Consider the following 12,605-nt stretch of genomic DNA (forward strand, 5'->3'; position numbering starts at 1 on the left):
CTAAATGACAAAGAAAACAGAAATTCCATCGCATTTAAAACCATTCGTATCCACACAACATTATGATCAATACACACCGGTGAATCACGCTGTGTGGCGTTACATTATGAGACAAAATCATAGCTTCTTAAAAGACGTTGCTCATCCAGCCTATGTGAACGGACTACAATCATCTGGTATTAATATAGATGCAATTCCAAAAGTAGAAGAAATGAATGAGTGTTTGGCACCAAGTGGCTGGGGCGCTGTAACGATTGACGGACTTATTCCCGGCGTAGCATTCTTCGATTTTCAAGGACACGGATTACTACCGATCGCAACAGATATTCGGAAAGTAGAAAATATCGAGTACACACCAGCTCCAGATATCGTACACGAAGCCGCAGGACACGCACCGATTTTACTTGATCCTACATATGCAAAATATGTGAAACGTTTTGGGCAAATTGGTGCAAAAGCTTTCTCTACAAAAGAAGAACATGATGCATTTGAAGCTGTTCGTACATTAACGATAGTAAAAGAAAGCCCTACTTCTACTCCTGATGAAGTTAAGGCTGCTGAAAATGCTGTAATTGAAAAACAAAACTTAGTTTCTGGTTTATCAGAAGCTGAACAAATTTCACGTCTTTTCTGGTGGACAGTAGAATATGGATTGATCGGAAATATAGATGATCCAAAGATATATGGTGCTGGTCTCCTTTCTTCTGTTGGCGAAAGCAAACATTGCTTAACAGACGCTGTAGAAAAGGTTCCATTTTCTATCGAAGCATGTATAGGGACAACTTATGACGTAACAAAAATGCAACCACAACTATTTGTTTGTGAATCCTTTGAAGAATTAACAGATGCGCTTGAAACATTTTCTAAAACAATGGCCTTTAAAACAGGTGGAAAAGAAGGTTTAGAAAAAGCAATTCGCTCTGAGAACTATGCAACAGCTGAGCTAAATAGTGGATTACAAATTACAGGTACATTTAGCGAGACAATTGAAAACGATGCAGGTGAATTAATTTACATGCGAACAAATTCGCCAACGGCATTAGCACTTCATAATAAACAGTTAGCAAATCATTCTACTTCTGTACACAGTGACGGATTTGGAACACCGATTGGATTACTCACTGAAAATATTGCATTAGAAAATTGTACAGACGAACAACTACAATCATTAGGGATTACAATTGGAACTATCGCTGAGTTTACTTTTGCAAGTGGTATTCATGTAAAAGGAACAGTAACAGATATTGTAAAAAACGATAAGAAAATTGCTCTTATTTCCTTTATCAATTGCACAGTTACTTATAACGCCCGCGTTTTATTTGATGCTTCATGGGGCGCATTTGATATGGCTGTTGGCTCACAAATCACTTCAGTATTCCCAGGTGCCGCAGATGCCGCAGCATTTTTCCCAATGGATGAAGAAGTTCACGAAATTCCTGCTCCACTTGTACTGAATGAACTTGAACGTATGTATCAAACAGTTCGAGATATTCGAAGTGAAGGGATTTTACACGACGCGCATATCGATCAATTAGTAGCAATTCAAGAAGTATTAAATAAATTTTATGCGAAAGAATGGTTGCTGCGCCTTGAAGTATTAGAGTTACTTTTAGAGCATAACAAAGGGCATGAAACATCGGCAGCATTACTACATCAACTTTCTACTTTCACAACTGACGAAGCTGTAACACGCCTTATTAACAATGGTCTTGCGTTACTTCCAGTAAAGGATGTGAAAAATGATGCTAAGATTAACTGAAGAAGAAGTTCACGAAGAATTATTGAAGGTAGATAAATGGATGGTAAAAGATGAGAAATGGATTGAACGAAAATATATGTTTTCCGACTACTTAAAAGGAGTCGAATTTGTCTCTGAAGCCGCCAAACTATCAGAAGAACATAATCACCATCCATTTATCCTTATCCAGTATAAAGCAGTTATTATTACTTTGTCATCTTGGAATGCAAAAGGTTTAACGAAACTAGATTTTGAGCTTGCAAAACAATTTGATGAACTATTTTTACAAAACGAAAAAGCAATTATAAGAAAATAAAAGGAGAAGCCTTTTTAGGCTTCTCCTTTTATTTTGAAATGGATACAATGTCCAAATGGATCCTCGACTTGTAATATTCCATCTTTGTACGTAGCAATCTTGCCAATATTTTTTAAGCTTTCACATACTTGCTCTTTTTGTTTTTCATTCGCTAGTACAACTGTGAAATATTTCAAACCAACAGAACCTGGCATTTGCGGTGGTACCTCTTCACCTTGCCATGTATTTAAACCGATATGATGATGATAACCACCTGCAGATACGAACAATGCTCCATTACGAGCTGGAATCGTTACTTCAAAACCAAGACCATCAACATAGAAACGTTTCGCTTCCTCTAAATCAGCTACATGAAAATGAATATGCCCCATCACAGTACCAGCTGGAAAGCCATTCCATGTACTTCCTTGCTGTAATAATTCTTCACCAGCTAACGGGTTACTAACAAATGGGAGTTCTCCATTCTCATCACGCCAAACTTCTTTTTGTCGATCATGATAAATTTCAATCCCGTTTCCATCTGGATCAGCTAAATAAAGAGCTTCACTAAAGTAATGATCGGCTCCGCCATGTAGTGGATATACCATCTCTACAAGATGACGAAGAACATTCGCTAAATCCTGTCTACTTGGTAATAAAATTGCGTAATGATATAACCCTGTTCTTCCTCTTTGCTTCGGAAAAGCTTCTTTCTTTTCTTCAATGATAAGAAGTGGTTCATCATTTTCATTCCCAAATGTAACGACTGCTTCTTCTTCTCTTAGCACCTTCATACTTAGTACTTCCGTATAAAACTCTAGTGATTTCTTTACATTAGATACGTATAAATGAACAACATCAAGTGTTGTATCGGGATGAAGTTGAAAACTCATCTTGTTAGCCCCCCATTTAAATTAGTTCTTCTTTGACATTTTTTCTTTTAAGAAATTATCTACAAAACCATCAGCTTTTGCAATAAATAAGTATGCACCCATTGCTAATAATGCAAGTTCTAATTCGAAACCAGGATTTTTTCCATCTCCCAATAAACCAGCTGACCATTTCACTTTTACGATTGCTCCAACCATAACAAGTGCAAATAATAACCCAATATATCTTACACCTAAACCTAGAATTAATAATAGCCCACCAACTACTTCCATTGTTGCTACACCGTATGCAAGTCCTCCTGGTAAACCAATACTTGTAAACCACCCTGCAATATTGTCAATTCCTGATTGGAATTTTGTTAAACCGTGCATGAAGAATGTTACCCCTAACACGATACGAATAATTAAGTTACCAATATGTTGATTCATTTCATTCTCTCCTTTATAGTTTTCTTATACAAAACTTTTATTTACATTACAAAACATACACTAATTTTTTTTATTCGTCAATTCATTTTCACTGGGAAAAAATATATTTTTTTTGCTATGATACAAATAGTTGTTTACAAAAAGGAGCTTGATTTTATGAATATTGGTTCTGCAATACGTGAAATCCGTCAACGTAGAGGCATAACAATTGCACAAATTTGCGAGGGAACAGGTCTTTCTAAAGGATTTATGAGTCAGGTTGAAAATAATAAAACATCACCATCTATCTCAACTTTAGAAACGATCTCCAATTTTTTAAACGTTCCCCTTCCCTATTTATTGTTAGAGCAAAAAGATCGATTAAAAATTGTCAAAAAAGAAGAACGGAAATACAGTGTATACGGCAAAGATGAGCAAAGAATTGAACATGTTGCGGAGCAAGGGGGCCTTCGCCTATCTTTAGTAGAAATCCCTACTGGATTCCCGAAAGAAAACTCACCAAATGCCCATGAAGGGGAAGAATGTCACCTTGTATTACGCGGAAAACTAGAAGTTCAGCACGGTGAAGATATTGCAATTGTAGAAGAAGGTGATTCTTTCTCATGGAATGCATGCGTTCCTCATATTGTTCGTAATATAGGAGAAGAAACTGCATTATTACTCATCTCTAGTTATGCGGAAAATCGAAAACGTGTTTATTAAATAATAAAAAAAAGAAGCCTGTTAAACAGGCTTCTTTTTTATCCCCTTATAATTCCATAACTTGTCCCAACTAGTACAGTCTTTTCATGCTGATTGCGATAAACTGACTCGATTGAAACTTTTTTATAGCCTTCCATTTGCTCAACATTTGTTAAAGTTAGTTCACAAGTGATCGTATCTCCTGTGAAAACTGGTCTAATAAACTCACTTACTAATTCTCTTGCTATGTAATGTAACTCTTCTCCCACTTTCGTCCCAATGCTAGCAGTCAATAAACCATGAACCATTAATCTTCCATTTTCATCGTATTCCACATGGTGTCTACCTTTATCACCGGTAATATTTGCAAATTCAAAAACTTCTTCCTCAGTAAATCTTCTTTCATATTTAAATACATCCCCAGCTTTTACACTCATTTTTATCCCCCTAATAATAAACAGAATTTTCTTTTATTTTATCATAAAACGAGCCTCAATCCATTCTCTATTATCAAAAGTCTCAAAATTACCTCGCTATACTTTTTTACTTTCCATTCATTTATCGGTGACCATCTCTTTTCGCGACTTGGTATCCATAATACGCACATGTTCCATTTCTCGATAGCTCTCTAACTTCAAATCCACAACTTCTATAAAAATCAAAATTGTTCGCTGATGTATGCGCAAACCAATCACCGTGGGGAAGTTTTTGCAGGCAAAGAGCTACAAGCTTCTTACCTAATCCCTTCCCTCTATATTCACACTTCACAACTAAATTTACTATGTTCGCAATCATAATTCCATCAGAAATAACTCTAACCATCGCAACCATCTCTTCCTCATCCCAAATTGTGAAAGCCCATGTTGAATTTTCGAATGCTATCGTAAATTTTTCAATTTGCCAAGAAGGGATATTATCATTACTCCAACCGGCATCTTCAAACAAAGCTTTAATTGCATATGCTGGTACGCTACTCGTTCCCTCACGAATAATAAGTCCATTATGATAAATGTACATGTAACCCCTCCCTTTATTTTCATATACCATTCTTCAAAAAATGCAATTTACCTTTAAAAAAGTAATTTTTTCATCCAACACGCTTAATAGAATAAACTAGAACATCGATTCCATGAAATGACGTTGTTTTCTCATAGCTGAGCCCGGTTTTTCTAGCAACAAATATTGAGGCGGGATGATTCGGATTAATAAGAGAAATTAATTTATTCATTCGTAATGCTTGGAAACCGTAGTCACGAAATGCTGCCGCCGCTTCTTTTGCATACCCTTTTCCCCAATACTGAGGAAGTAACCAATAACCAATTTCAATTTCCTCTTTTCCATCTATCTTCTGCTTTACCAGCCCTGCATGACCAATTCTTGTTCCCGTTTCCTTTTCAATCAATACAAATAAACCGAGACCGTTTTTATAGCTAGGAATCACCCATTCCTCCAGACTTTTTTTACACTGCATATATGTTTTTAACGTCCCATTTCCAATATAACGCATTACCTTCTCGTTCCCCCATAGTGAAGCGTAGAACTGTAAATCATCCATTGTATATTTGCGAATTTGTAAACGTTCTGTATGAAACATGCTGGCACTCCTTTCCACTAATTTTTTCTTCATTTCACGATCACGTTTTGTGTGTATACGAAATGTTACTATTTATTATAAAGTGAAACTTTAATCAGTGGGAAATTTTGTTCATCCCCACTGATTATTAGCCTTCACCAACTAGGCGTTTACGGGCAGTGGATCTCCCGTCTAACTTCTTTGCTTTAGCCGAATTTTTAGGCGGGAGTCTTACTGCCTGGAAAATAGCGGGATAAATGAACCAACGATAAAATACAGAATATTCATTCTTAATAACTAAAAAAAGCAGTAGACAAATATTGTCCACTGCATCCATATCATAACTAGCATAAAGAAAACTACAATTGAGGGGGGTGTAGGATTTTCAAATATACTAGATACTTATCCCGTTCTAACGGGCGGTAAACTTTCCAATTGTTTCAAGTGAAAAGTTTACCGCACATAAGAACTTCCTTCGTTCATTAAGATAGTATTGCTAAATAATCATATACACGCTTAGATTTCTCTCCACCCATTCGTGCATGTTGAAGAAGAGAAATACCATGAGGGCCAGATGCACGCAATGCTTCTGGTTGAGCTACTAAAATAGCTTGTACAACTTCTAATTCACCAAGCATAGCTGCTGCAAAAATATCCATCCGAGCACCCTTTTCTAGTAAATAAAGAACAATATCTTTACGACCTACATGTGCCGATGCGCCTAACGCACTTTCCCAATCTGATCCACCCCAATTATAAGAGGCGTGAAGTAAGCTTGGTGATTCAACCAATAGCTCTTGTACTTTCTCTAAATCCCCGTGAGCTGCCATAACAAATTCTCTTACTAATTCAGTGGTAATACGCTCTTCTGTTTGCATCGCTCTTCTCCCCTTCTAGAAATTCGTTTCGGTGTAAAAAACGGTTTGTCATTTCCTTGAAAAATATCTACATCTATGCCAAATACATGTTGAAACATTTCATGGCATAGTACTTCTTCTGGTATACCATCATACTGAATCTTTCCTCGCTTTAATACGAGTAAACGATCGCTATATTGAGCAGCTTGGTTAATGTCATGTAAAACCATTATAATTGTCATTCCAAACTCCTCATTTAATCGTTTCACAAGTTCCATTACTTCCAACTGGTGAACGATATCTAAAAAGGTTGTTGGTTCATCCAATAATAAGACATTTGTACGTTGCGCTAGCGTCATCGCAATCCAAGCACGTTGCCGTTCCCCTCCTGATAAAGAATGTAAAAGACGATATTCATACCCTTCAAGATTTGTAACAGACAATGCCCAATCAACAATTTCTTCATCTTCTTTATTTAAGCGGCTACTCCATGATTTATGTGGACCTCTTCCGAACTCAATTAGTTCTTTCACTGTCAAATCTAATTGATGATCATGCATTTGTGGTAACATCGCTAATTGCTTCGCTACATCAGCACTCTTCATCATATGAATATTTTTCCCATCTAAAATGATGTCCCCTTCGCTTTGTTTCAGTAGCCTTGCTATTAAACGAAGCAAAGTAGATTTTCCCGATCCATTCGGACCAATTAAACTAACGATTTCTCCAACCTTAATATGTACATTCATATTTTGCATTTGAAATCTTTCAGAGTGTGCATAAAACACTTTGTTAACGGAAATCACGTTGTTTTCCTCCTCTATGAATTAAATATAAGAAGAAAGGACCACCTAAGAAGGACAGTAAAATACCAACAGGCAATTCGATTGGGTCAAACCAACTTCGAGCTATTGCATCCGCAAAAACAAGTAATACCCCGCCGCCAAGGCATGATAAAGGTAGCAAATATCTATAATCATTTCCAACTAATAAACGTAGCATATGTGGTACGACAAGACCGACAAATCCAATAAGACCAGACACACTTACCGCAATTCCAGCTAATAATGTACTTACTACGATTAAATAAAACCGACTTTTTTCCACATTATGTCCTAATAGTTTTGCCATTTCATCTCCAAGCATTAACACTCGAATATGCTTAATACCAAAGAAAGCTAATATAATGGCGAATATTGCATAATAAATAATCATGTTTAAATGTGCCCAACTTACACCACCAATGCCGCCCGCTAGCCACGGTAACACGGATTGTACTTTGTCACTATGTAATAACATTAAAGCTGACGTTGCTGCACCAATTAATGCATTGATTGACACTCCTACTAAGACGATTCTTGAAGGTGGTGCCCCTTTTTGCCATGATAAAGCATAAATAACCATCGCTGTTATGAAAGCTCCTAAAAACGCCCCTAGTGGTAAAAAAGCTAGATGCTGTGGGAATAAAATCATGATGACAATTGCTACAAGGCCTGCCCCAGATGAAACCCCGATAATACCAGGATCTGCAAGAGGGTTTCTCATAACCCCTTGCAGCAGTGTACCAGATGCAGCCAAACATGTTCCTACTATAAACCCAACGAGAACTCTCGGTATGCGAAGATCCCATACAATTCGATGAACTGTCGAACCTTCATCTTGTATACCTGTTAGAATGTCTCGTACAGAAAAAGATAAACTTCCTGCGAAAAGTCCGTAAAAGAGGCCTAGAATTGTTAATACAACTAAAGTAACTGCTATTATCCATCTTTTTTTCGCAAAAGGATGTTCCTTTTCTCTTACTACTTCACTACTTTCCATACGTATCATTTCCTTACATCTTGTATACTTTTATACATAAAGTCCATTGCTTCTGTAACTTTTGTCCCAGGATTAGATCCAAATAAATCAGGTGGCAAAATAACTACGCGGTTTTGTTTTACTGCATCTAAATTTTTCCACGCTTCATTTTTCATCATTTCGCCTTCGAATGCTTTTTTCACACTTTTTGGATCTCCGTGTGTAATTAAATAAATGACATCTGGATTCGCCTCAATAATACGTTCTACACTTAGCTGTGCATATTGCGGATATTCTTTCGTTTCTGGAAAATCAGAAGCAATATTTTTCCCGCCTGTTTTTTCTAAAACATCACCTGATAAAGATGTTGGTAATGCCGCTAAATAAGTACCTGGTGCGCCATACACTAGCAATGCTTTCACATCGCTCTTTTTCTCATATTTCTTCATTTGATCATTGATTTTTTGATTAAGTTCTTTTGCTTTATCTTCTTTCTTCATTACCGTTCCATATAATTCAATATTCTTTTGAATATCTTGTACAGAATTCGCAGAAGAAATGATTACTTTCGTTCCCTGTCCTTCAACCGTTGGCACATTCTTTTGGAATCCATTGTTAGCAACAAGTACATCGGGCTTTAAACTAGCAATTTGCTCAAAGTTCGGTTGATGTGCATTCCCGATTATTTTTGCTTTCTTTAACTCCTCTGGAAGAGTTAATTTCGTATCCGGACGACCTACTACTTTTCCACCTAAAGCATGAATAATATCCATGTCTCCCATACTTAATGTTGCAAAACTTTCTGGTACTTTATCGAATGTTACCTTTCTCCCTGACAGGTCGGTAATTTCGATTTTTTCTTTTCCTTTTTCTGTTTTGGTTGCAGACGCTTTTTCGTCCTCTTTGGCACTGCAACCTATTAACAAGAAAAAAATAGATAAAAACGCTGTAAATAGCGTAATAGATTTTTTCATTCCTTCACCTCTAATTGATAATGATAATCATTAACTACTATTCTACTTTAATTGATAAGGATTATCATTGTCAACATGAAACGCATACATTTTTCTACAAAAAACAAAAAGCGCGACAAAAGATTCTTTCTTTTCGCCGTGCTCTAGTTAACAATATTATTCACATTCATTTTCCTCTAACTGGTCACGCATCACTTTCACACGCTGAAAGAAAAAGAACGATAAACTTAAAAATATAACGATGCTCCCCATCATAACAAAAAATTGGATTGTCTCTTTTGCTCCATCCGGAATCAACAAGCCAACCATTAACAATGTACTTACAGCGAGAAGAATTTGTCCGAACCTAGTATAATCTTCTATTTTCCCTTGTAATTCTTTCATTATATTCTCACTCCTCCATTTCACTTTATCATATTCTATGAAACTGAAAGACCAGTAAATACAGCCATTCTGGGAGATGTTTTCCAACAAAAAAAGAGCCGCTTTACTGCGGCTCTTTTTTAATCATTATTCACCTTTATATGCTTCCATATAAATTTCTTTCAGCTCTGAAATAAGCGGTAACTTTGGATTAGCAGTTGTACATTGATCTTCAAAAGCTCTTTCTGCTAATACTCCAACAACCTCTTCAAATTGCTCTTTATCTACCCCTTGTCCGGCAATACTCATATTAATATTTAAGCTTTTTCCAAGCTCAATAATTGCTTTGACGAGTGATTCCACACCTTCTGCTACTGAGCTTGCTGGAAGCCCGAGCATTCTCGCAATATGTGCATAGCGTTCATCTGCTACAAAGTGCTCATATTTTGGGAACAATGCGTGTTTTCTTGGCTTAATAGCATTATAGCGGACTACATGCGGCATAAGAATTGCATTTGCACGTCCGTGCGGAATATGGAATTCTGGACCAATTTTATGTGCTAAGCTGTGATTAATACCTAGAAAAGCATTTGCAAATGCCATCCCTGCAATTGCAGAAGCGTTATGCATTTTTTCCCGTGCTTCTTCATCATTTCCATCTTTATATGCTCTCGGTAAATATTTGAATACGAGATCAATAGCTTTTAATGCTAATCCATCTGTATAGTCATTTGCCATAACAGACACATACGCCTCAATTGCATGTGTTAAAACATCCATACCAGTATCTGCTGTTACATGTGGTGGTACTGTCATTACAAATTGCGGATCAACAATTGCTACATCTGGTGTTAATTCATAATCTGCGAGCGGATACTTTATATTATTTTTCTTATCTGTAATAACCGCAAATGGTGTCACTTCTGATCCTGTTCCTGATGTTGTTGGAATCGCAACAAACTGCGCCTTATTTCCTAATTCCGGATATTTACATGTACGTTTTCTTATATCTAAAAACTTCTGTTTAATGCCATAGAATGTCGTTTCTGGATGCTCATAGAATAACCACATTCCTTTTGCTGCATCCATAGCTGAACCACCACCAAGTGCGATAATTACATCTGGCTTAAAGCTTCTCATCATTTCCGCACCTTTAAAGACAGTTTCATCTGATGGATCTGGTTCGACCTCAAAGAAAACTTCAATTTTCACATCATTTGCATGCTTGTTTAAATAGTGCGTGACTGTATCCACATAGCCATGTTCAACCATTCCAGGATCCGTTACAATAAATGCACGTGAAATGTTAGGCATATTTGCTAAATACGCTGTAGCATGTTTTTCAAAATAAATTTTTGGCGGCAATTTGAACCACTGCATATTCTTTTTTCTATTTGCCAGCCTTTTTATATTTAATAAATGAGTCGCTGTTACATTTTGGGAAACTGAATTTTTTCCGTAAGAACCACAACCAAGTGTAAGTGATGGAATAAATCCGTTATATATATCCCCTATTCCACCTTGTGATGAAGGTGCATTTACAATGAGACGGCAAGCTTTCATACGTAATCCAAATTGCTTTTGCACTTCTTTATTTGTAGAATGAATAACTGCTGAATGTCCTAAACCACCGAGGTTCAACATTTCTTCGCAATATGTAAATCCTTTTTCTAATGAATTCGCCTTCACACAGGCTAATACTGGGCTCAGTTTCTCACGAGATAACGGGTATGCTGCTCCGATACCTTGAATTTCAGCTACAAGCATTTTTGTATGTTCAGGAACAGTAATCCCAACTAATTCGGCAATATACTGTGCTGATTTTCCTACAATATCACTATTTACTGCACATGTATTTTCATTTATAACGAGCTTTTCTAATTTTTTTCTTTCTTCTTCTGTTACAAAGTAACAATTGTTTTCGATCATTTCTGTTTTAACATCATCATAGATTTCTTTATCGACAATGATTGCTTGTTCCGATGCACAAATCATACCGTTATCAAATGTTTTCGATAAAATTAAATCATTAACAGCTCGTTTTACATGTGCTGATTTTTCTATATAACACGGTACATTACCAGGACCTACACCTAGTGCTGGTTTTCCAGTAGAGTAAGCTGATTTCACCATACCAGCGCCTCCAGTTGCTAGAACGAGTGCCACACCCTCATGGTTCATTAATTGTTTTGTCGCTTCGACAGACGGTCTTTCAATCCATTGAATACAATGTTTTGGTGCACCAGCTTTCATTGCTGCATCATATACGGTTTTCGCTGCTGCCACCGAACAATTTTGTGCAGAAGGATGAAATGCGAAAATAATTGGATTTCTCGTTTTTATCGCAATCAAAGCTTTAAACATTGTTGTCGACGTTGGATTCGTTACTGGTGTTACCCCAGCTACTACACCGACAGGTTCTGCAATTTCTATTATTTCTTCATGAGGATCTTCGTGAATAATTCCTACCGTTTTATCTTGCTTTATACTATGCCAAATATATTCAGTGGCAAAAATATTTTTAATGCATTTGTCTTCATAGACACCACGGCCTGTTTCTTCAACAGCCAATTTTGCAAGTGGCATATGTTGATCAACACCTGCTAATGCCATTTCATGAACAATGTTGTCAATCTGCTCTTGTGTAAAACTTTCTAATGCTTGTAAAGCTTGTTGACCGTTATTTACTAACGTATCAATCATCTCTTTTACCTCTTGCATTTCATTTACAACTTTCTCTTTGACTACCATGTAAATTTCCTCCTATTCTGTTATCACGGTCTTTATAAGTCCCTACAGGTCATAATAAGTCCCGATTAGCGAAAAAAAATAGAGTTACCGTCCTACATGAATCCCATTGTTTGTGAAACACTTCACAAGTTTACTCGTGAATAACATTTCATGAATTCAATATACATGAAATCATTTCATTTGTGTATGTCTAATTTGTGAAATGTTTCACAAATTAACGTAATAAAAATGCACTGCTCCACATTAGCAGTGCA

14 protein-coding genes are annotated in these 12,605 nt (G+C 36.6%); 3 read left to right on the top strand and 11 right to left on the bottom strand.

Annotated elements, in window-relative coordinates; genetic code table 11:
• Positions 1-4 precede the first annotated feature (4 nt).
• Positions 5-1,759: an aromatic amino acid hydroxylase gene (locus DN400_RS14670; protein WP_098255606.1), complete on the top strand. Its 1,755-nt coding sequence runs from the start codon at positions 5-7 to the stop codon at positions 1,757-1,759.
• Positions 1,740-2,054 carry a 4a-hydroxytetrahydrobiopterin dehydratase gene (locus DN400_RS14675; protein ID WP_000979537.1) on the top strand — a complete coding sequence of 105 codons (315 nt, stop codon included), beginning with the start codon at positions 1,740-1,742 and terminating at the stop codon, positions 2,052-2,054. Before DN400_RS14670 ends, DN400_RS14675 begins: the two co-directional genes overlap by 20 nt.
• A gap of 14 nt (positions 2,055-2,068) precedes the next feature.
• Here the strand turns inward: DN400_RS14675 and DN400_RS14680 are convergent, their stop codons facing one another.
• Entirely contained in the window at positions 2,069-2,926 is an 858-nt protein-coding gene (locus DN400_RS14680; RefSeq protein ID WP_000009846.1) for a VOC family protein, read from the bottom strand.
• A 21-nt stretch (positions 2,927-2,947) separates the two neighbouring features.
• Positions 2,948-3,352: a DoxX family protein gene (locus DN400_RS14685; protein ID WP_001071555.1), complete on the bottom strand. Its 405-nt coding sequence runs from the start codon at positions 3,350-3,352 to the stop codon at positions 2,948-2,950.
• A 156-nt stretch (positions 3,353-3,508) separates the two neighbouring features.
• On the opposite strand from DN400_RS14685, the gene DN400_RS14690 reads away from it, so the two are divergent.
• On the top strand, positions 3,509-4,054 hold the full coding sequence (locus DN400_RS14690) for a helix-turn-helix domain-containing protein (protein ID WP_001020693.1): 546 nt from the start codon (positions 3,509-3,511) through the stop codon (positions 4,052-4,054).
• Between the two features lie 38 nt (positions 4,055-4,092).
• On the opposite strand, the gene DN400_RS14695 is transcribed toward DN400_RS14690, so the two are convergent.
• The 9 genes from DN400_RS14695 to adhE form a co-directional block, all read right to left on the bottom strand.
• Positions 4,093-4,470: a hotdog family protein gene (locus tag DN400_RS14695; RefSeq protein ID WP_000111564.1), complete on the bottom strand. Its 378-nt coding sequence runs from the start codon at positions 4,468-4,470 to the stop codon at positions 4,093-4,095.
• 121 nt (positions 4,471-4,591) lie between these two features.
• Complete coding sequence (locus DN400_RS14700) at positions 4,592-5,050, bottom strand: GNAT family N-acetyltransferase (protein ID WP_000276127.1); 459 nt, start codon at positions 5,048-5,050, stop codon at positions 4,592-4,594.
• 70 nt (positions 5,051-5,120) lie between these two features.
• A complete protein-coding gene (locus DN400_RS14705; protein ID WP_002024815.1) occupies positions 5,121-5,660 on the bottom strand; it encodes a GNAT family N-acetyltransferase in 540 nt (179 codons plus the stop codon).
• Between the two features lie 428 nt (positions 5,661-6,088).
• Positions 6,089-6,484 carry an ankyrin repeat domain-containing protein gene (locus DN400_RS14715; protein ID WP_001192767.1) on the bottom strand — a complete coding sequence of 132 codons (396 nt, stop codon included), beginning with the start codon at positions 6,482-6,484 and terminating at the stop codon, positions 6,089-6,091.
• A complete protein-coding gene (locus DN400_RS14720; protein ID WP_071739179.1) occupies positions 6,451-7,269 on the bottom strand; it encodes an ABC transporter ATP-binding protein in 819 nt (272 codons plus the stop codon). The genes DN400_RS14715 and DN400_RS14720 overlap by 34 nt, the downstream gene beginning before the upstream one ends.
• The gene (locus DN400_RS14725) at positions 7,256-8,284 is read right to left on the bottom strand and encodes a FecCD family ABC transporter permease (protein WP_002082127.1); all 1,029 of its coding nucleotides are present in this window, start codon (positions 8,282-8,284) and stop codon (positions 7,256-7,258) included. Before DN400_RS14725 ends, DN400_RS14720 begins: the two co-directional genes overlap by 14 nt.
• A 5-nt stretch (positions 8,285-8,289) precedes the next feature.
• Positions 8,290-9,237: an ABC transporter substrate-binding protein gene (locus tag DN400_RS14730; protein ID WP_025118466.1), complete on the bottom strand. Its 948-nt coding sequence runs from the start codon at positions 9,235-9,237 to the stop codon at positions 8,290-8,292.
• 156 nt (positions 9,238-9,393) lie between these two features.
• Positions 9,394-9,621 (bottom strand): YrhC family protein, encoded by a 228-nt coding sequence (locus DN400_RS14740; protein ID WP_000661454.1) that lies wholly within the window; start codon positions 9,619-9,621, stop codon positions 9,394-9,396.
• A gap of 126 nt (positions 9,622-9,747) precedes the next feature.
• A complete protein-coding gene (gene adhE / locus DN400_RS14745) occupies positions 9,748-12,351 on the bottom strand; it encodes a bifunctional acetaldehyde-CoA/alcohol dehydrogenase (protein ID WP_000260463.1) in 2,604 nt (867 codons plus the stop codon).
• Positions 12,352-12,605 lie beyond the last annotated feature (254 nt).

This window comes from Bacillus sp. AR8-1 (genome assembly GCF_008042345.1).
Classification (GTDB): Bacteria; Bacillota; Bacilli; order Bacillales; family Bacillaceae_G; genus Bacillus_A; species Bacillus_A cereus.

What these genes read in the sequence shown, in the direction of transcription:
- DN400_RS14670 (WP_098255606.1), top strand. Translation starts at nt 5, where the DNA reads ATGACAAAGAAAACAGAAATTCCATCGCATTTAAAACCATTCGTATCC.
- DN400_RS14675 (WP_000979537.1), top strand. Translation starts at nt 1,740, where the DNA reads ATGATGCTAAGATTAACTGAAGAAGAAGTTCACGAAGAATTATTGAAG.
- DN400_RS14680 (WP_000009846.1), bottom strand. Translation starts at nt 2,926, where the DNA reads ATGAGTTTTCAACTTCATCCCGATACAACACTTGATGTTGTTCATTTA.
- DN400_RS14685 (WP_001071555.1), bottom strand. Translation starts at nt 3,352, where the DNA reads ATGAATCAACATATTGGTAACTTAATTATTCGTATCGTGTTAGGGGTA.
- DN400_RS14690 (WP_001020693.1), top strand. Translation starts at nt 3,509, where the DNA reads ATGAATATTGGTTCTGCAATACGTGAAATCCGTCAACGTAGAGGCATA.
- DN400_RS14695 (WP_000111564.1), bottom strand. Translation starts at nt 4,470, where the DNA reads ATGAGTGTAAAAGCTGGGGATGTATTTAAATATGAAAGAAGATTTACT.
- DN400_RS14700 (WP_000276127.1), bottom strand. Translation starts at nt 5,050, where the DNA reads ATGTACATTTATCATAATGGACTTATTATTCGTGAGGGAACGAGTAGC.
- DN400_RS14705 (WP_002024815.1), bottom strand. Translation starts at nt 5,660, where the DNA reads ATGAAGAAAAAATTAGTGGAAAGGAGTGCCAGCATGTTTCATACAGAA.
- DN400_RS14715 (WP_001192767.1), bottom strand. Translation starts at nt 6,484, where the DNA reads ATGCAAACAGAAGAGCGTATTACCACTGAATTAGTAAGAGAATTTGTT.
- DN400_RS14725 (WP_002082127.1), bottom strand. Translation starts at nt 8,284, where the DNA reads ATGGAAAGTAGTGAAGTAGTAAGAGAAAAGGAACATCCTTTTGCGAAA.
- DN400_RS14730 (WP_025118466.1), bottom strand. Translation starts at nt 9,237, where the DNA reads ATGAAAAAATCTATTACGCTATTTACAGCGTTTTTATCTATTTTTTTC.
- DN400_RS14740 (WP_000661454.1), bottom strand. Translation starts at nt 9,621, where the DNA reads ATGAAAGAATTACAAGGGAAAATAGAAGATTATACTAGGTTCGGACAA.
- adhE (WP_000260463.1), bottom strand. Translation starts at nt 12,351, where the DNA reads ATGGTAGTCAAAGAGAAAGTTGTAAATGAAATGCAAGAGGTAAAAGAG.